Consider the following 17,520-nt stretch of genomic DNA (forward strand, 5'->3'; position numbering starts at 1 on the left):
GCGGCTTCGCAGGCCCCACCGCAGGAGCGGCCCGGAGCGGGTGTCAGCGCAGGTCGAGCCACATGGTCACGTCGTCCCGGTCGTCGCCGGGCGCGACCCGGATCGCCCCCGGGACCCGGCCCACCTCGACGTACCCGCAGCGGCCGTAGAACTTCTCCAGCCCCAGCCCGCCGCGCAGCGTGAGCCGCAGGCCGTCCAGCCCCCAGCCCCGCGCCACCCGCTCGGCCTCGGCCAGCAGGTCGGCGCCGTATCCGCGCCCCTGGAAGTCCGGGTGGACCATGACGCGCTTCAGCATCCGCCAGTGGTCCATCAGGTTGAAGCGCATGTCCTCGAAGAACAGCACCCCCGCCAGCCGCCCGGACTCCGGCTCGTACGCGGCCAGCAGCACGTCCGCCCGGTCCTCGTGGAGCCCGGCGAACTGGTGCTCCGCCGTCGCCCGGACCTCGTCCTCGGTGACGGGCGGGACGAAGCCGACGGCGCCGCCCGCGTTGCTGACGTCCGTCCAGAGCGTGACGATCGCGGCGTACAGCCCGGGGGTCATCTCCGGGGCGAGAACGTACCTGAGAGTCATACTCGCAGAGCCTAGTAGACCCTTACGACACATCGGTACGCCCCTCACGCCACCGGCGCACTCGCCGTCCCCGTCGCCGTCACCGTCACGCCGTCCCCGCTCCCGTCGCCGTCACGCCGTCGCCGTCGCCGTCACCGTCGGCGTCGGCAGCGGGCCCGTCCGCAGCGCGAGGCAGAACAGCACCGCGACCGCGCAGAGACCGCCCGCGCCGTACCAGGCGAGGTCGTAGTCACCGAACTTGTCCCGGGCCAGCCCCGCCAGGCTCGCCACCACGGCGGCGCCGATCTGGTGGCCGGCCAGCACCCAGCCGAACACGATCGGCGCGTCCGCCCCGAAGTGCCGGCGGCAGAGCGCGACGGTCGGCGGCACGGTCGCGACCCAGTCCAGGCCGTAGAAGATCACGAAGGCCAGGATCGGCGGCTTCGGCGAGCCCGCCAGCAGGTGCGGCAGGAAGAGCAGCGAGACGCCGCGCAGCGCGTAGTAGACGACCAGCAGGTTCCGGGAGTCGAAGCGGTCGGTGAACCAGCCGCTCGCGACCGTCCCGGCCACGTCGAAGACGCCGACCAGCGCGAGCAGGCTCGCGGCGGTGGTGACGGGCATGCCATGGTCGTGCGCGGCCGGGATGAAGTGGGTGCCGACCAGGCCGGCCGTGGTGGCGCCGCAGATCGCGAAGGAGCCGGCCAGCAGCCAGAACGCCCGGCTGCGCGCCGCCTTCCGCAGCACCCGCAGGCTGCGGGCCAGCGCACTGCCCTCGGTCACCGGGACGGGCGCGGGCTCGGTGGCGCCGTACGGGAGCAGCCCGAGATCGGACGGCCGCTCGCGCATCAGCAGCAGCACCGGGACGGCGACCGCGGTGGCGCAGAGCGAGACCACCACGACCGCCGTCCGCCAGCCGTGCTGCTCGACCAGCCACGCCAGCAGCGGCATGAAGACCAGGTTGCCCGCCGCTCCGGCGGCGGTCAGCACCCCGGTGACCAGGCCCTGCCGGGCGGTGAACCAGCGCCCGCTGACGGTGGTCGCGAACGCCCCCGCCATCGAGCCGCTGCCGAGCCCGACCAGCACGCCCCAGCAGAGCATCAGCTGCCAGCTCCGGGTCATCAGCACGGTCAGCCCGGCGCCGGTGGAGATGGTCAGCAGCGCGCAGACCACCACCAGCCGCACCCCGAACCGGTCCATCAGCGCGGCGGCGAAGGGCGCCGTCAGCCCGTACAGGGTGAGGTTGACCGAGACGGCGGCGGCGACGGTGGCGTGCGACCAGCCGAACTCGACGTTGAGGGCGTCCATCATCAGGCTCGGCGTGGAGCGGAAGCCCGCCGAGCCGAGCAGGACGAGCAGGGCCACGCCCGCGACCACCCAGGCGTAGTGCACCCGGGGCTCCCTGGCGGAGGCGGCTGCGGGCAACGGCAGGGGTGCGGCGCCGGACAGGGGTGCGGCGCTGGGCGCGGGCAGGGCTTCGGGGGGCATCTCGTTCACGGGCGCGTCGTTCACAGCCCGATTCTGCTGACGCCGGGTCGGCCGGACGAGAGCCCTGACTGCCAGCTTTCGTCGGGATCGAGCCACCGCCCGCATGCCGGATGGCGGCCCGCCGAGGCGAGCCGCCATCCTCCCTCCCCTGCGCACGGGCCCTGAAGCCGCGCGCGAGCGCTCCGTACTCGCCGAGGACCCACCCGGCGCACGGTCGGCAGCTGCGGTCCCCCTGCTGACACCGTGCGGGTGTTGCCTCGACGTCCCCTCACTCAACGGAGAGCTGCACCCAAGAGTGATCAGTCGGATACGTCACGTCAATGGGTTGTCGGAAATTCGGAATGGTTGCCGCGCACTTCCGTCCACCGGGATCACGGATGATCGAAACGTGCGCCCCTCGCGCCCCCTGGGCAATCCGTCGGCCGGGCCGCCCCGCCCGCACCTCGGATCGCACCCGAGCGCCCCGCCCGGCCACACCCGCCCGCATCCCGGCCGGCCGCCGTCATCGGGCCGCCGACCCGCCGTCAGCCCGCGTACGCCCCGGCGGCGGGCTCCTGGCCGGCCAGGGCCAACGGCTCCGGGTCGGCGCCGATCTCGCACCAGACCCGCTTTCCCGAGCCGTCCGGGTACCAGCCCCAGCGGTCGCAGAGCAGCTCCACCAGCTCCAGCCCGCGCCCGTTGGTCGCGTCGCCGACCGCGTGCCGGGGTGCGGGGGCCGTGCAGCTGGCGTCCGCGACCTCGACCCGCACCAGGCGGCAGCCGAGCTCCGGCCCCGCCACCGGCATCATCAGCCTCAGGACGGCCGGACAGCCGGTGTGCACCACCGCGTTGGTGACCAGCTCCGACACCACCAGGACGAGCGTCTCGGCGATCGGCGCGTCCGGGGCGAGGCCCTGGCCCTGCAGTCGGGCCCGCACCCACCGGCGCGCCCGGGCGACCTCGGACGGATCCGCCTGGACCGCCAGCTGCACCTGAAGTACCTGCACCGCTCCACCACCCGCACTCGCAGTTCGGCCATACTCCCGGCTGCCCGAAGCGGAGCAGCAGGGGACTTGATCTCACCGGTCCGACCGCTCGGCCGGCTCGTCCGGACCGTCCTCGGGGACTGCCCATGACTTCGTCACGAATACGCCTCAGGATGATCCGGCAGGTGGGTCGCTGCAAGCGCTTCGGGCATATTCCAGCGATCGGGGGATAGAGCGGTGCATACTGTGCCGCTCACCCTGCCGAACTTCGTACCGGCGACCGTCCCGCCACCCGGTCCGGCCTGGTCACATGCCTTGCGGCCCGCAGCATGACGAACGTACCGCCCCCCACCCCGCCGAGTGCCGCCGCCACGAGCGAACCACCCTTCCTACCTGTGTCCACCGGAAGTCGAACAGCAGCAGGCTTTGCCTTAGCACGATCTGACGATCCAAAATATTCTGTTCCTTTTTCCGTACGATTTCCGCACAACTCCGAAACACCTCGGGATACGGTGGGCACCGAAGCCCGGATCCGGGCTTGCGAACGGGCTGGCCGGCGACAAGGGAGAGGCCGTGGCGGCTGCCGACCCCACCACGAGCCGGCCCCGGCCGGACCGGGACACCGACCTCCGCGAGCGGCTGGTCCAAGGCGAGGAGACCGCCCTCGGCGAGCTCTACGACCGGTACGCACCGGCGGTCTACGCATCGGCCGAACGGCTCCTCTCGGACGAGGCCACGGCCGAGCGGCTCACCCGCGAGGTGTTCTGCCGGACCTGGACCCACCCGGCGGAAGCCCTCCCCGAGGGCCCTGAGGGCTCTGCGGGCCCCGCCGGGGACCCGCTCGGCCACCACCTCGAAGCCGTGCTCCACCGCCTCACCCCGGCCCTCTCGGCCCGGTCGGCCGCTCCCGGCGGCGGACCCGCCCGACCGGCCGCCGACGACCCGCTGGACCCGGCCGGGGCGCTGCGGCGGCAGGTGCTCGGCCAGGCGCTGGCCCGGCGCGCACCCGTGCTGCCCGTCCCGCCCTGGGCCGCCCCCTACGCGGCGGAGACCGCCAAGCTGGACGCCCTGCTGCGCGACCTGGGCCCCGACGAGTGGCGCGAGATCGCCGAACTCCCCTGGTACGGAGGGGTCCAGCGCTGGCGCCCGGCCGAAGTGCTCTGCCACCTCGCGGCCGTGGACGGCTACCTCGCCCCGCCGCTCGGCCTGCCCGACCCCGTCCCCGCCGTGCCGCCCGGACCGGACGGCGTGCTGGAGCGCACCGGGGAGCTGGCGGGCGCCCACCTCCGCTCCACCCCGGCGACGGTCCGCGAACTGTGGCGGCGGCAGAGCCACGCACTGGCCCGCGCCGCCGCGCTGGGCGTCAGCGGATCGACCCTGGTGGACTACGGCTTCGCCGCCCTGCCGCTGCGCGACGCCTTCGTGGACCGCGCCTTCGAGTGCTGGATCCACGGCGACGACATCGCCCGCGCGGTCGACTACCCCTACCCGCCGCCCGCCCCGGCCCACCTCCGGCTGATGGTCGACCTGGCCGCCCGGATGCTCCCGGCCGCGCTCGCCGCCCTGCGCGGGCCGCAGGAGCCCGGGCCCGGACGGCTGCTCAGGCTCGTGATCGAGGGCCCGGCGGCCGGCGAGTGGCTCGTCCCGCTGGACGCGACGACGGTGGACCCGACCGCCCGGCCGGTCGCCTCGATGGCGCTGGACGGCCTGGAGTTCTGCTACCTCGCCGCCGCCCACCGCGACCCCGCCCACATCCCGGTGGGCGAGACCGGCGACCGGACCGCCGTACGCGAGGTCCTACGAGCCGCACCCCTCCTGTCCCGCCCGTAACGGGCAACCCACTAGGGGCGCGGGGAACTGCGCGAACAACCGTGCACGGACGTCGTGCCTCGGTCGCGCAGTTCCCCGCGCCCCTGGGAGGTGCATGGCTGACGCGCGAAGCGACGAGCGTCAGGCGAACACGACCGTACGCGTCCCGTTGAGAAGCACCCGGTGCTCGCTGTGCCACTTGACCGCGCGGGCCAGCGCCTGGCACTCGACGTCCCGGCCGATGGCGACCAGTTGGTCGGGGGTCACGTCGTGGGTGACCCGGGCGACCTCCTGTTCGATGATCGGGCCCTCGTCCAGGTCGGCGGTGACGTAGTGGGCGGTGGCGCCGATCAGCTTCACGCCCCGGGTGTGCGCCTGGTGGTACGGCTTGGCGCCCTTGAAGCTGGGCAGGAAGGAGTGGTGGATGTTGATGACCCGTCCGGAGAGCGCCCGGCACAGGTCGTCCGAGAGCACCTGCATGTAGCGGGCCAGCACCACCAGGTCGACCTGCCGCTCGGCGACCAGGTCCAGCAGCTGCTGCTCCGCCTCGGCCTTGGTGTCCCCGGTCACCGGGATGTGGTGGAACGGGATGCCGTACGACTCGGTGAGCTCGCGGAAGTCGGTGTGGTTGGAGACCACCGCCGCGATCTCCACCGGTAGCGCGCCGATCCGGGTGCGGAAGAGCAGGTCGTTCAGGCAGTGCCCGAACCTGCTGACCATCAGGACGATCCGCATCCGCTCGGCCGACGGGTGGATCTGCCAGTCCATCCGGAAGGAGGCCCCGACGGCGGCGAAGCCGGCCCGCAGCTTCTCGGCGCCGACCTGTCCCTCGGCCGAGAAGTGCACCCGCATGAAGAACAGCCCGCTGTCGCCGTCCCCGAACTGCTGGCTGTCGACGATGTTGCAGCCGGTCATGAAGAGGTAGCTGGAGACCGCGTGCACGATGCCCTGCTTGTCGGGGCAGGACAGCGTGAGGACGTACTGGGCGCTGGCCGTCTGCTGTTCCACGGTCGTTCCGTTCTGGGTTCTGAGGCGTCGATGGTGCCGCGAGCCGTCCAGGCTTTCACATTCCGGACGCCGCAGGCCCGGCCGACCGCACTGCGGACAGGCTCGGGCCGGCCGGCCTCGGACCGACCGGCCTCAGTTGATCCGGGTCAGCATCCGGAGGTCGTCGAGCGTACGCGGCTCGGTGTCCGGGTTGTCCCCGTCCGAGACCGCCAGCCGTATGTGCGCCGCGCGGGCCGCCAGGACGGCCTCGGGCCACTCCGGGTGGCCCAGGTAGGCGGCGGCGGGGGCGTCCGCGCCGACCTCGTGCAGGACCTGCAGCACCCGCAGCACCGCCGCGCCCACGAGGGCGGCCTCCTCGGCGTCCCGGAAGATCGTGCCGACGTACTTCTCGGCGGGCCAGCGGTCCAGCCAGGTGTCCTCGACCAGGCGGTACACGGCGTCGGTCACGTCGCCGTAGCCCGGACGCCCGGCCAGCCAGGCGTCCTGCTGGAAGGCCGGGTCGGAGAGCATGTGCAGGGCCGAGCGCAGGCGGGTGCGCCAGCGCCACCAGGGCAGGTCGTTGAGCGGCTGGCCGCCCGTCGTGCTGGAGCGGTGCCCGGCACGCGAAGGGTTTCGAGCAGACCGAGACGAAGAATCTGTACTGGAAGAGTCCGTACGGGCGGAATCGCTACTGGCCGACATGAGGTCCGATCGTACGTTCCCGGCCCGGCTGAGCTCCACCCGCGTCTTCTACACGCGTCACACACTTGTCACGCACCGGAGTTCCGCCCCCGTTTGCCCGGCGTTCTCCTTTCGTCCCTCTCGCCGCACCCGGCCCGGTCAAGGCTGAGAGGCCGACCGGAGCGGTCAGGCGTCTGGGGAGGGAGACAGCTCATGAGGCTGACCGGAACGCGCGAGGACCGGCCGCTGCCAGGCGGCGGACGCTCGGGCGGACAGCGACGCCGGCACCGGACGGCGACGGCGCTGGCCGCCGCCACCGTGCTGCTGCCCGCCCTGCTCGCCACCTCCGCGTGCGGCGGTCCGGCCGACGCCGCCGCCGGGGACGGCGACGTGACGGTGATGACCTGGGCCCCCTCCGGGACGGGCGCCGCCGACCGGCCGGGCATGACCAGGCTGGCCGACGCGATCGGCCGCCGGCTGGACGCCAAGGGCGGCCTGAACGGGCACCACGTCCACGTGCTGACCTGCAACGAGCACAACACCGCCGACGGGGCCGCCGGGTGCGTGCAGCAGGCCCTCGCGGCCCACGTGATCGCGGTGGTCGGGTCCTACAGCCAGTACGCCGACAGCTTCATGCCCGCGCTGGAGACGGCGGGCATCCCGTACATCGGCGGATACGGCCTCTCGCTGCCCGAGTTCAGCAGCCCGCTCTCCTACCCGGTGGCCGGCGGCACGCCCGCGCTGGTAGCGGGCATGGGGCTCCAGCTGGTGGCGGCCGGGTGCCGGACGGTCAGCCTGATCCGCCCCAACACCCAGGCCGGGGACACCCTGGTCGGCTACCTGTCGGGAGCGCTCACGCCCAGCGGCGTCCAGCTGACCGACGTCAAGGCACCGGAGAAGTCCAACGACTACACCGGCATCGCCCAGCAGGCGATCGGCGACGACCGGCCCGGCCACTGCGTGTCCAGCGCACTCGGCTCCGAGCCGACCTCCAACCTGCTCGACCCGTACCGGCGGCTCGGGCCGAAGAACACCGTGTTCGCCTCGGTGATCGGCAGCGTCCAGCAGTCGGTGGTCGACTCCACCGGCGGCGACGCCGGGCCGCTCAACGGCGCGTACGCGACCGGCTGGTACCCGCCCGAGCCCTCGCACGTCTGGGACCCGCTGCGGGACACCATCCTCGGCTACGCCGACGGCAACGCGATCGACGTCTCGGACCCGGGCGTGGAGACCACCTGGGTCGCGTACGAGGTGCTCCGGCAGGCCGCCGGCCGGGTCGCCCCCGGCACGCCGCTGACCGCCAAGACCCTGCGGGCCGTACTGGACCGGGGCGAACCGATCGAAACCTCCGGCGCGACCCCGCCGCTGAGCTGGGGCATGGCCAACATGCTGCCCAGCGCGGACTCGCCCCGCCTGGTGAACACCTCGGTGACCTTCCAGCAGGTCCGGGGCGGCCGGCTGGCCGAACAGCAGAACACCTTCGTCGACGTGCGATGGGTCCTGGCCGGGGGCAAGCCACCGGCGTGAGTCACCGGCTCCCCCGGACCTGCCCCCAGGGGCCCTGGGGGCGACCCTAGAGCTCCGAGGGGCCCTTGGAGGCGAGGCCGGTCTGGGTGGCGATGGCGTTCCAGAGGCCGGAGGCCTGGGTCTTGGCCTGGGTCGCCGTGCCGCTCGCCGCGTCGCCGTCCTTGAGGTGCGGGTCGTCCTGCTTGTTCGGGTCGCAGGCCGCGACCGCGTCGGCGGCCCAGCCGGCGTACGCCTGGTCGGCGGCGGCGGAGGCCTGCCAGGCCTTCTGCAGCTGGTCGGCCAGTTGGGCGCCGTTCGGCAGCTGGTCGACCTTGAGGGTGGCCAGCTTGGTCACCAGGTCGGCGCGCTGGGCGGCGGCCTGGGTGAGCGCCGCCTGGGAGTCCGGCAGCTTCTCGCACTTCTTGACCGACCCGACCGCGCCGATCACGGCCTGCCGGCTGGTGTTCGCGGTGCCGAGCAGGTCGGACAGCGCCTGCGCCTGCGCCTGCATCGCGGGGCTCACCTGCGAGCCGCCGGGGGTGGCCGGGGCCGAGGTCTCGGTCTTCGCGACCGGCTTGGTCTTCGGGGTGGCGGTGGTGCCGCTCTTCGCGTCGCCGCCGCTCATCAGCACGGCGACCAGGACGCCGGCGGCCACGCAGCCCGCGACCACCCCGCCGATGATCATCTTGTTGTTCGAGCGACGGCCGTCACCCTCCGGCTGGTACCCCTGCCCGGCCGGCGGGTAGCCCGGGGGCACGGACGGGGCGCCGTACGGCTGCTGCGGCGCGCCGAAGGACTGCTGGCCCCCGAAGGTCTGCTGCGGGGCACCGAAGCCCTGCTGCTGGCCGCCGAAGCTCTGCTGACCGCCGTACGAGGGCTGCGGGGCGCCGAAGCCCTGCTGCTGGCCCCCGAAGGACTGCTGGCCGCCGTAGGAGGGCTGCGCGTCGAAGCCCTGCGGGGCGCCCTGCGGCATGCCCTGCGGCATGCCCTGCGGGGCCCCGAAGGACTGCTGGCCGCCCATGGTCGGGTTGCCGGTGGGGTACGGCGGCAGGTACTGCGTCTCGGGCGCCGCCTCGGCCGAGGGCTGCTGCGGGTACGGGGGCTGCTGCTGGCCCAGGTACTCGGGGGCGCCCTGGAACTGGCCGGTCGGGCCCGTCTGCTGCTGCGGGTGCTGCTGCGGCGACCCCGACCGGTCGTCCGGTCCGGCCGGTTCCGGCCGGAACAGGTCGTCCATGTTGAAGTCGTTGGAGCTGGAGTACGAGCGGCGCTGGCTCAACGCGATTCCTCACCTGTGTACGGCACCGGCTGTGCGAGGGCAGCGGACAGCGACCGGACGGCCTCCGGCCACCCGCACCGTCTTCCCCGTGTCCGCACCCGGGCCTTCCTCGGTTCTTCCGCGCGCTCGCTGACGGCGGACCACGACTGCTCGGCAACCTCGGTAACGCAGTGACGCCGAATATCACGCCCACGCTACCCGTTCACCAGTACAGGTGACTACGCGGGCCGGGATTCTCTCACGCGGCCTCCACCTCGGCCCGTGCCTGGAACTCCCGGACGACCCGGTGGTCCCGGTACGGCTCCAGGCGGCGGCGGAACTCGTCCAGGTACTCGACCCCACGGTTCGACCGCAGACCACTGAGCAGCCGCACCGCCTGCGCGCCCGTCTCGCAGGCCCGTTCCACGTCGCGCTGCTGGAGTTGGGCCGTCGCCAGCAGCACCAGGTCGACCGCACGGCGCCGGACCCTGGTCGGCGGGTGGAGTTCGAGCGCGGTGCGGGCGTACTTCTCGGACTGCGCCGCCTGGTCGAGGTCCCGGTGACAGTGCGCCAGCTCGTCGGCGAGGTAGGCCTCGTCGAAGTGCACGATCCAGTCGGGGTCGTCCGCCGGGTTGCGCTGCTCCATCGCGGCCAGCGCCTTGGCGGCGACCGCCTCGCAGGAGCGGACGTCGCCCAGCAGGGCGTGGCCCCGGGCCTCGGCCGCGTAGAACATCGCCATCGCCGTCGGCGTGGCCACCGAACGGGCGCCCTCCTGCGCCGCGCGGGCCAGTTGGGCGATCTCGCGCGGGTTGCCGAGGGTGGCGGCGAGGTGGCTCATCGAGGCGGCCAGCACGTAGCCGCCGTACCCCCGGTCGTCCGCCGCCTGGGCCAGCCGGAGCGCCTGGATGTAGTACCGCTGGGCCAGGCCGGGCTGGCCGGTGTCCACCGCCATGTAGCCCGCCAGCTCCGTCAGCCGGGCCACCGCGCCGAACAGCTGACGCCCGGTCTCCTCCCGGTACGCACCACTGAGCAGCCCGGAGACCACGCTGTTCAGGTAGTGCACGACGACCGGCCGGACGTGTCCGCTGCCGAAGCGGTGGTCCAGTTCGACCAGCATCTGGGTGGTGGCCCGGATCGCCGCCACGTCGGCCGGCCCGACCCGGACGCCGCCGGCCCGCGCGACCACCGGGTCGGGCGGGGTGATCAGCCAGTCCCGGCTGGGCTCGACCAGCGCGGACGCGGCGACGGTGGCACCGGCCAGGAACTCCCGGCGGCCGACGTCACTGCGCCAGAGCTCGCAGACCTGGTCGAGCGCGCCGCTGAGGGTGGCGGCGAACTGGAGCCCGACGCCGGAGCTGAGGTTCTTGCCGTCGGCCATGCCGATCTCGTCGACCGTCACCCCCCGGCCGAGTTTGCGGCCGAGCGCCTCGGCGATCACCGCGGGTGCCTGCCCGCGCGGCTGCTGGCCCCGCAGCCAGCGCGCGACGGAGGTCTTGTCGTACCGCAGGTCGAGCCCGTGCTCGGCGCCGCAGAGATTCACCCGGCGGGCGAGGCCCGCGTTCGAGCAGCTCGCTTCCTGGATCAGCTGCTGCAGACGCTCGTTGGGCTGTCGTGCGACGAGTGGTCTAGCGGCCATGGGCTTCGCCTCCCCACGCCCCCGGCCCTGACCGGCGGGCGACGATTCTGCTCTCGGTTGCCGACGTACCGACCGGTTGGGGCTTCTGACCCCACGTTAGCGATCAGCGACACCAGCGGGATACCCACGGTGACGGCCCCACTCCCCACGCGCCCTGCCAAATGCTCCCGTGCGCCCCCGCCTGCGCCGGGCGCTCCCCCTCCAGGCACCAGAGCTCGCGCATCAACCATGCACCTCCAGGGGCGCGGGGAACTGCGCGACCGAGGCACGACGAAGGTGCACGGTTGCGCGCGCAGTTCCCCGCACCCCTGTTGTGGTTGCCCGAGTGCGTACGTGGTCCAAGTGCGCCCGGTTTCCCCGTAACCGTACTCACCGAAGGTAGTTGAGCAGCATGTGGAAGAGACCCCAGGAGCCCCGGAGCAGGGCCTGCCCCCGCTGCTCGTAGAAGCCGTCAGTTACGCAGAGGACCGCCACTGGGAGGTCGCGCCTGGCACCTGGCTGGTCGAGGGCGACGGCCCGGCGCGCTGCTCGTGCGGCGACCGGAGCTGTGCGCTGCCCGGCGCGCACCCCGTCACCGAGGACTGGCGCCGCAAGGCGAGCGCCGGGCCGGGCGTGGTGCGCCGGTGGTGGACGGAGAACCCGCGCTCCTCCATCCTGCTTCCGACCGGCCGCTCCTTCGACGCGCTGGACGTGCCGGAGACGGCGGGCTGCCTGGCGCTGGCCCGGATGGAGCGGATGGGGTTGACGCTCGGCCCGGTGGTGGCCGTTCCCGCCTCCGCCGGGCAGGCCGGGCGGCGGCTGCTCTTCCTGGTCCTGCCCGGTGTGCTGGCCAAGCTCCCGGACATGCTGCGGGGGCTCGGCTGGGCGCCCGGCCGGCTCGACCTGGTGGCCCGCGGGGAGGGCGACTGGATCATCGCCCCGCCGTCCCGGGTCGGTCCGTACAGCTTCGCGCAGTGGGCCCGGCCGCCGTCCGCGCTCAACCGCTGGCTGCCGGACGCCGCCGAGCTGATCAACCCACTGGCGTACGCCTGCGGCCGGGAGGCCCCCGCGGCCTTCCGGGTGCCGCAGGGCCAGCCGGCGGTGGCCCGCTGACGACGGACCAGCTCCACCTGAGCAGCCGCCCTACGCCTATCGGGTGAGGGCGGGCGCCGCGCGAGACCCTGCGCGGGAACTGACGGGCCTTGCCTCCCACCGGAGGCGGGGTCCGTCAGACGCGTGTACGGGATAAGAGACCGGTGTACCCGGTCGCCACCTGCGAAAAGCCCCTCGTACGAGTGACAACGCTCAAGGATTGCCAAGATCTGCCGAGGGGAGGAATTGCTCCGAGCGGGGACGACGGACCGGACGGAAGGAGCAGCTCGGGGCAGCAGACCAGGCAGGACCGCAGGAGGGGACGCAGGACGCCGGAGGGGCGCTCGGACGGGGAAGCCGGGTGTGGCGGAAAAAGGGGAGGACCGGGGGCCTGTGGCACCGGCCGCGCTCGGGGCGGCCGGTCGGCACGGGAGGGCAGGGGCCGGGGAGAGGCCCGGAGGGGCGGCGGGCCCGGTGCGTGGGGACGCACCGGGCCCGCCGGCATGACGGCCGGGGCCCGGGGATCCGGCCCGGTCTCGCTGGGAACCCCAGAAGAAATCCCCGGGTCGGACTCCCGCGAGGGGACTCCCGGAAGGCGCGGAGCACTCGGCCCCGGTGGAGCGGGCCGGGCACGGCGGAACAGATCGGGCAGGACAGCGCACGGGCCAGGTGGAACGGCTCAGACGCGGGCGACGAAGACGTGCACCGCGATGTCCTTGCCCACCTCGGCGGCGTCCGCGCCCAGGCCGACCTGGATACCGCCGACGCCGGCCGACACCCGCACGGTGGCGCCCGGACGGACTCCGGCCCGGCTGAGGGTGCGCATCAGGTCCTCGTCGGTCTGGATCGGCTCGCCGATCCGGCGGACCACCACGTCCAGGCCCGCGTCGCCCGGCCGGACGGTGTCCAGCGTGAGCAGGGCGGCGTCGAAGCCCTCGCCCTCGGCCTTGGTGTCGCCCAGCTCGTCCAGGCCCGGGATCGGGTTGCCGTAGGGGGACTGGGTGGGATGGCCGAGCATGGCGAGCACCTTGCGCTCGACCGTCTCGCTCATCACGTGCTCCCAGCGGCAGGCCTCCTCGTGCACCTCCTCCCACTCCAGGCCGATCACGTCGACGAGCAGGCACTCGGCGATCCGGTGCTTGCGCATCACCCGGACGGCGAGCCGCCGGCCTTCGTCGGTGAGTTCGAGGTGACGGTCGCCCGCGACCTGCAACAGGCCGTCACGCTCCATCCGGCCCACGGTCTGGCTGACCGTGGGGCCGCTCTGCTCAAGGCGCTCCGCGATCCGGGCACGCATGGGGGTGATGCCCTCCTCCTCCAGCTCCAGAATGGTGCGAAGGTACATCTCTGTGGTGTCGATCAGCCCAGACATCGCCGCTGGCTCCGTTCCTCGGTGTCCTCGGTGCCAATTCTGACGTACCGCGCGGACATACCAGCACGCCCGAGCCCGTGCCCCGGCCCATTTCGTCCCTGTTGACAGGGGAGTACCCCAGGCCGCACGGTGCTCGCCGTAGCTTTCTCCATTGCTTTTCTCCCTCTGCGGCCCGGAGCACGGCCGCCCGGTACGGTACGGAGATCTGATGAGCGACCTGGTCGGACGGTATTTCGACGCTGCGGTGTCCCATCTCCAGCGGATCCGCACCGAGGAGGCCGCGACCATCGAGCGGGCCGCCGAGCTCCTGGCCGAAGCCGTCGCGGACGGGCGGAGAATCTTCACCTTCGGCGCCGGACACTCCTCACTGGCCGCCCAGGACGTGGTCTACCGGGCCGGCGGACTGGTGGTGATCAACCTGCTGAACGTCCCCGGGATGACCGGCGTCAGTGTGATGCCCGCACCACTGGGCAGCGCGCTCGAGCGGGTCTCCGGCCTCGCCACCGCGGCCCTGGACCACACCCCGGCCCGGGCGGGCGACCTGCTCTTCGTGATCTCGCTCTCCGGCCGCCAGGTGATGCCGGTGGAGCTGGCTCAGCACGCCCGGGCCCGGGGGCTGGCCGTGATCGGGGTGACCTCACTCGCCTACCCGGCCGAGGTGTCCTCCAACCACCCCTCCGGGACCTATCTGAAGGACCACTGCGACGTGGTGCTGGACAGCAAGATCGCGGTCGGCGACGGCGAGCTCAGCACCCCGGGCGCCGAGACCCCGTTCGGCTCGGTCTCGACCGTCGTCACCAGCGCGCTGATGCAGGCCGTGGTCGCCTCGGCCATCGGCAGGCTCACGGCCCGGGGCGTCACTCCGCCGCTGTTCCGCTCCGGCAACGTGGACGGCGGCACCGACTGGAACGCCAAGGCGATGGCCGAGAACGCCGAGCGGATCTTCTACGCGTTCTGAGCCGTCCGCGTCCCGGCCCGCGACGCGTCCCGCACGGTAGGCGTCCCGTCCCGGACGGGATCCGGCCCGAACACCCGTCTCTGTCCGCATCACCCCTGTTCCGTAGGGCGGTTGACGCCCATACTGGCGTGATACCAGGGCCGTACCAGGGCAGTTCCCGGGACGGCGACGGGGCACACCCCAGGCAGCGACCAGTGCACGAAGCAGCGGCAACGGTGGGGGCCGGTATGACGGCGGGACCAGCGCGTTCGATGGGCTTTGTCCGGGAGCAGGACCTGCTGCCGGAGCTGTTCTGGACGGCCGACTCGTCCTCCCTCCAGGGGCAGCGGCGTGCCGTGACGCTCTCCCGCTGGGAGCTGCTGCTGCTGGTCGCGGCGGCCGCGGCGGGCTCCGCCGACGGGACGGCCTGGTCCTGGCTGGCCGCGCTCGCCTACCTGTGCACCGTCGTACTCGCGGCGGTGGCGGGCCGGCAGAACCCGCAGGGGCTCTGGTACGAGGGCCGGGCCGCCGCCGAGTCGGTCAAGACGCTCTCCTGGAAGTACGCCGTCCGGGCCGACGCCTACCAGCCGCCGCCGAAGACCCTGCCGGACGCGGAACGCCTGTACGACGTGCAACTCGGCGGCATCCTCGGGCAGTTCGGCGAGAGCCGGGCGATCCCCCGGCTGGGCCAGGTGCAGGCCGACCTGCGCTCCTGGCGCGGCCCGCTGGGCGGGCGCCCGCCACGGCACCCGCAGATCACCGACACCATGCGGCAGTTGCGCGACCAGCCGCTGGCGGTCCGCCGCGAGGTGTACCTGCGCGAGCGGGTGGTGGTGCAGCAGGAGTGGTACCGGAACAAGGCCAGGCAGTGCACCAACGCCAGCCACTGGGCGAGCCTGCTCGGGATCGTGCTGCCGCTGCTGGGGCTCGTGCTCGCCGTGCTGCGCGCCCTGGGCTGGTACAGCTACGACGCGCTGGGCACGGTCTCCGCCGTCGCGGCCTCGGTCGCCGCCTGGGCGCAGCTGCGCCAGTACCGCCCGCAGGCCGCCGCGTACTCCCTCGCGGCCTCCGAACTCTCGATGATCGAAGTGCAGTTGGGGCAGCTGTCGGTGGACGCCGGTGACGCCGAGGAGAACTGGGCCCGGCTGGCCCGCGACGCCGAGGACGCCATCTCGCGGGAGCACACCACCTGGCAGGCCCGCCGCGAGGTCCGCAGCCCGGACGTCCCCGGCTAGGGCCTGTCCGTGCCCGAGACCCGTACGCGAATGAGGAGGTTCCGAGTGGCGCTGCAGCTGATCGAGGCAGTCGGTGGGCGCGTACTGGCGGTCGACTCCCTGGGGGATCCTCAGGGCCGGCCGGTCTTCCTGCTGCACGGCACCCCGGGCAGCAGGCTCGGCCCCGTCCCGCGCAGCACCGTGCTCTACCGGCTGGGCGTCCAGCTGATCAGCTTCGACCGGCCCGGGTACGGGGATTCGACCCGGCTGCCCGGACGGCGGGTGAGCGCGGCGGCGGCCGACGTGACGACGATCGCGGACGCGCTCGGCCTGGACCACTTCGCCGTGCTCGGACGCTCCGGCGGCGGCCCGCACGCGCTGGCCTGCGCGGCGCTGCTGCCGGACCGGGTGGTCCGGGTGGCGACACTGGTCAGCCCGGCGCCGCGGGACGCCGACGACCTCGACTGGTACTCCGGGATGACGCCCTCGAACGTCCGCGAGTACAGCGAGGTCGAGCGCGGGCTGCGCCACTTCGCCGACGCCTTCCAGTTGCGGTCCCAGCAGATCAGGGCGGACCCGGTCACCCTGATCAAGGATCTGGTGCCGGAACTCCCGCCCACCGACCGCACCCTGGTCAGCGACTCGGGCATCCGCCGGATGCTGCTGAGCACCTACCGGGAGGCGTTCCGCTACGGCGCGGACGGCTGGATCGACGACGTCCTGGCCTTCACCTCCGACTGGGGCTTCAAAGTCGAGGACATCACCGTGCAGGTCCGGCTCTGGCACGGCGCGGACGACCAGTTCTCCCCGGTCGACCACTCCCGCTGGCTCGCCGACCACATCCCCGGCGCGGAGCTCTACCTGGAGCCCGGCGCGGCCCACTTCGGCGCCCTCAAGGTCATGACCGAAGCCCTCAAGTGGGCGGCCGGGTAACCGTCCTGACCGCGCGCGCCGCACCTGTCGGCGGTCGCACCCGTCAGCAGCCCCGGCCGTCAGCCGACCGGCGTCACCGCGGGACCGCCCGCCAGGACGGCGAGGACGTTGTCGACGGCCAGGCCGCCCATCGCCTGGCGGCTGCGGACGGTGGCGCTGCCCAGGTGCGGGGCGAGCACCACCCGCTCCTGCGCCAGCAGGGCCGCCGGCACCTCGGGCTCGCGCTCGAAGTTGTCGACGGCGGCGCCGAAGAGCGCCCCGGAGTCGAGTGCGGCGGCCAGCGCGGTCTCGTCCACCACCCCTGCCGTCATGCTCACCAGCACCGCCCCGGCGGGCAGTTGACCGATCCGCTCGGCGTCCATCAGGTGCCGGGTCGCCGCCGAGAGCGGGCAGGTGACCACCAGGACGGCCGACTCGGCGAGCAGCTCGTCCAGGGTCCGCCAGCGCGCGCCGGCCTCGTCCTCGGCGGGCAGCCGGGTGCGGTTGTGGTAGCTGACGGGCATGTCGAACCCGGCGGCCCGGCGGGCCACCGCCTGGCCGATCCGGCCCATGCCGAGGATGCCGAGCGGGGTGCCGCCCAGTTCCAGGCCGAGCATGAAGTTGGGCGCCCAGGCCCAGGGCCGCCCGGACCGGAGCAGGCGCTCGCCCTCGCCGAGCCGGCGGGTCGCGGCGAGCAGCAGTGCCCAGGCCATGTCGGCGGTGGCGGCGGTGAGCACGCCGGGGGTGTTGCTGACCAGCACCCCGCGCGCGGCGCACGCGGCGAGGTCGACGTTGTGGTGGCCGACGGCGTGGTTGGCGACGATCCGCAACGACGGCCCGGCGGCGTCCAGGAACTCGGCGTCGACCACGTCGTCCAGCGTGGTGACGACGGCCGCCGCACCCGCCACGGCCTTGAGCAACTCGGCCCGGGGCATGGGGAGGTCGTCGTCGTGCAGGGTGACATCGCAGGAGCGGGCGAGCCGTTCCAGCACACCGGGCGCGAGGCGGCGGGTGACGAGTACCGGGGGCATGGTGGTGGAGGTCATCAGTCCCGCAGGCTACACGCCGTGCACCCCGGCGGCACGGGGAACCGCGCGACCGGGGCACAACGTGGCGCACCCTCGGCCGCGCAGCTCCCCG

The 17,520-nt window shown here is 73.4% G+C and carries 15 protein-coding genes; 6 read left to right on the plus strand and 9 right to left on the minus strand.

Features of this window, described 5'->3' with window-relative positions:
- Positions 1–43: 43 nt before the first annotated feature.
- From ABD330_RS11215 to ABD330_RS11225, 3 genes are all read right to left on the minus strand, one after another.
- Positions 44–571 (minus strand): GNAT family N-acetyltransferase, encoded by a 528-nt coding sequence (locus ABD330_RS11215; RefSeq protein ID WP_344463560.1) that lies wholly within the window; start codon positions 569–571, stop codon positions 44–46.
- Positions 572–682: 111 nt separating this feature from the next.
- Entirely contained in the window at positions 683–2,035 is a 1,353-nt protein-coding gene (locus tag ABD330_RS11220; RefSeq protein WP_344463833.1) for an MFS transporter, read from the minus strand.
- A gap of 524 nt (positions 2,036–2,559) precedes the next feature.
- Entirely contained in the window at positions 2,560–3,021 is a 462-nt protein-coding gene (locus ABD330_RS11225; RefSeq protein WP_344463562.1) for an ATP-binding protein, read from the minus strand.
- Positions 3,022–3,573: 552 nt separating this feature from the next.
- Here ABD330_RS11225 and ABD330_RS11230 point away from each other — a divergent pair.
- On the plus strand, positions 3,574–4,830 hold the full coding sequence (locus ABD330_RS11230) for an MDMPI N domain containing protein (protein WP_344463564.1): 1,257 nt from the start codon (positions 3,574–3,576) through the stop codon (positions 4,828–4,830).
- 120 nt (positions 4,831–4,950) lie between these two features.
- On the opposite strand, the gene purU is transcribed toward ABD330_RS11230, so the two are convergent.
- Both purU and ABD330_RS11240 read right to left on the minus strand, forming a co-directional pair.
- On the minus strand, positions 4,951–5,817 hold the full coding sequence (purU, locus tag ABD330_RS11235) for a formyltetrahydrofolate deformylase (protein ID WP_344463566.1): 867 nt from the start codon (positions 5,815–5,817) through the stop codon (positions 4,951–4,953).
- Positions 5,818–5,949: 132 nt separating this feature from the next.
- A complete protein-coding gene (locus ABD330_RS11240; RefSeq protein ID WP_344463568.1) occupies positions 5,950–6,498 on the minus strand; it encodes an SCO4402 family protein in 549 nt (182 codons plus the stop codon).
- A gap of 192 nt (positions 6,499–6,690) precedes the next feature.
- Here ABD330_RS11240 and ABD330_RS11245 point away from each other — a divergent pair, with 192 nt between their 5' ends.
- The gene (locus tag ABD330_RS11245; protein ID WP_344463570.1) at positions 6,691–8,004 is read left to right on the plus strand and encodes an ABC transporter substrate-binding protein; all 1,314 of its coding nucleotides are present in this window, start codon (positions 6,691–6,693) and stop codon (positions 8,002–8,004) included.
- Positions 8,005–8,050: 46 nt separating this feature from the next.
- On the opposite strand, the gene ABD330_RS11250 is transcribed toward ABD330_RS11245, so the two are convergent.
- Positions 8,051–9,259 carry a hypothetical protein gene (locus ABD330_RS11250; RefSeq protein ID WP_344463572.1) on the minus strand — a complete coding sequence of 403 codons (1,209 nt, stop codon included), beginning with the start codon at positions 9,257–9,259 and terminating at the stop codon, positions 8,051–8,053.
- Between the two features lie 238 nt (positions 9,260–9,497).
- Positions 9,498–10,874 carry an NsdA family TPR-like regulatory protein gene (locus ABD330_RS11255; protein WP_344463574.1) on the minus strand — a complete coding sequence of 459 codons (1,377 nt, stop codon included), beginning with the start codon at positions 10,872–10,874 and terminating at the stop codon, positions 9,498–9,500.
- A gap of 393 nt (positions 10,875–11,267) precedes the next feature.
- Here ABD330_RS11255 and ABD330_RS11260 point away from each other — a divergent pair, with 393 nt between their 5' ends.
- Positions 11,268–11,966 carry a bifunctional DNA primase/polymerase gene (locus ABD330_RS11260; protein ID WP_344463576.1) on the plus strand — a complete coding sequence of 233 codons (699 nt, stop codon included), beginning with the start codon at positions 11,268–11,270 and terminating at the stop codon, positions 11,964–11,966.
- 658 nt (positions 11,967–12,624) lie between these two features.
- Here ABD330_RS11260 and ABD330_RS11265 read toward each other — a convergent pair.
- On the minus strand, positions 12,625–13,317 hold the full coding sequence (locus ABD330_RS11265; protein WP_344463578.1) for an iron-dependent transcriptional repressor DtxR: 693 nt from the start codon (positions 13,315–13,317) through the stop codon (positions 12,625–12,627).
- A 208-nt stretch (positions 13,318–13,525) separates the two neighbouring features.
- On the opposite strand from ABD330_RS11265, the gene ABD330_RS11270 reads away from it, so the two are divergent.
- From ABD330_RS11270 to ABD330_RS11280, 3 genes are all read left to right on the plus strand, one after another.
- Positions 13,526–14,275: a sugar isomerase domain-containing protein gene (locus ABD330_RS11270; protein ID WP_344463580.1), complete on the plus strand. Its 750-nt coding sequence runs from the start codon at positions 13,526–13,528 to the stop codon at positions 14,273–14,275.
- A 227-nt stretch (positions 14,276–14,502) separates the two neighbouring features.
- A complete protein-coding gene (locus ABD330_RS11275; RefSeq protein ID WP_344463582.1) occupies positions 14,503–15,489 on the plus strand; it encodes a DUF4231 domain-containing protein in 987 nt (328 codons plus the stop codon).
- 30 nt (positions 15,490–15,519) lie between these two features.
- Complete coding sequence (locus ABD330_RS11280; RefSeq protein WP_344463584.1) at positions 15,520–16,401, plus strand: alpha/beta fold hydrolase; 882 nt, start codon at positions 15,520–15,522, stop codon at positions 16,399–16,401.
- A 59-nt stretch (positions 16,402–16,460) separates the two neighbouring features.
- On the opposite strand, the gene ABD330_RS11285 is transcribed toward ABD330_RS11280, so the two are convergent.
- Positions 16,461–17,426, minus strand: a complete 966-nt coding sequence (locus tag ABD330_RS11285) for a 2-hydroxyacid dehydrogenase (RefSeq protein ID WP_344463586.1) — start codon at positions 17,424–17,426, stop codon at positions 16,461–16,463.
- Positions 17,427–17,520: the final 94 nt, after the last annotated feature.

The sequence above is a fragment of the Kitasatospora kazusensis genome, assembly GCF_039529945.1.
Taxonomy (GTDB): Bacteria; Actinomycetota; Actinomycetes; order Streptomycetales; family Streptomycetaceae; genus Kitasatospora; species Kitasatospora kazusensis.

Excerpts from the sequence above, each read along its gene's own strand:
- ABD330_RS11265 (WP_344463578.1), bottom strand. The coding sequence starts at position 13,317 with ATGTCTGGGCTGATCGACACCACAGAGATGTACCTTCGCACCATTCTG.
- ABD330_RS11280 (WP_344463584.1), top strand. The coding sequence starts at position 15,520 with ATGAGGAGGTTCCGAGTGGCGCTGCAGCTGATCGAGGCAGTCGGTGGG.
- ABD330_RS11220 (WP_344463833.1), bottom strand. The coding sequence starts at position 2,035 with ATGCCCCCCGAAGCCCTGCCCGCGCCCAGCGCCGCACCCCTGTCCGGC.
- ABD330_RS11255 (WP_344463574.1), bottom strand. The coding sequence starts at position 10,874 with ATGGCCGCTAGACCACTCGTCGCACGACAGCCCAACGAGCGTCTGCAG.
- ABD330_RS11240 (WP_344463568.1), bottom strand. The coding sequence starts at position 6,498 with ATGTCGGCCAGTAGCGATTCCGCCCGTACGGACTCTTCCAGTACAGAT.
- ABD330_RS11275 (WP_344463582.1), top strand. The coding sequence starts at position 14,503 with ATGACGGCGGGACCAGCGCGTTCGATGGGCTTTGTCCGGGAGCAGGAC.
- ABD330_RS11245 (WP_344463570.1), top strand. The coding sequence starts at position 6,691 with ATGAGGCTGACCGGAACGCGCGAGGACCGGCCGCTGCCAGGCGGCGGA.
- ABD330_RS11285 (WP_344463586.1), bottom strand. The coding sequence starts at position 17,426 with ATGACCTCCACCACCATGCCCCCGGTACTCGTCACCCGCCGCCTCGCG.
- ABD330_RS11270 (WP_344463580.1), top strand. The coding sequence starts at position 13,526 with ATGAGCGACCTGGTCGGACGGTATTTCGACGCTGCGGTGTCCCATCTC.
- ABD330_RS11215 (WP_344463560.1), bottom strand. The coding sequence starts at position 571 with ATGACTCTCAGGTACGTTCTCGCCCCGGAGATGACCCCCGGGCTGTAC.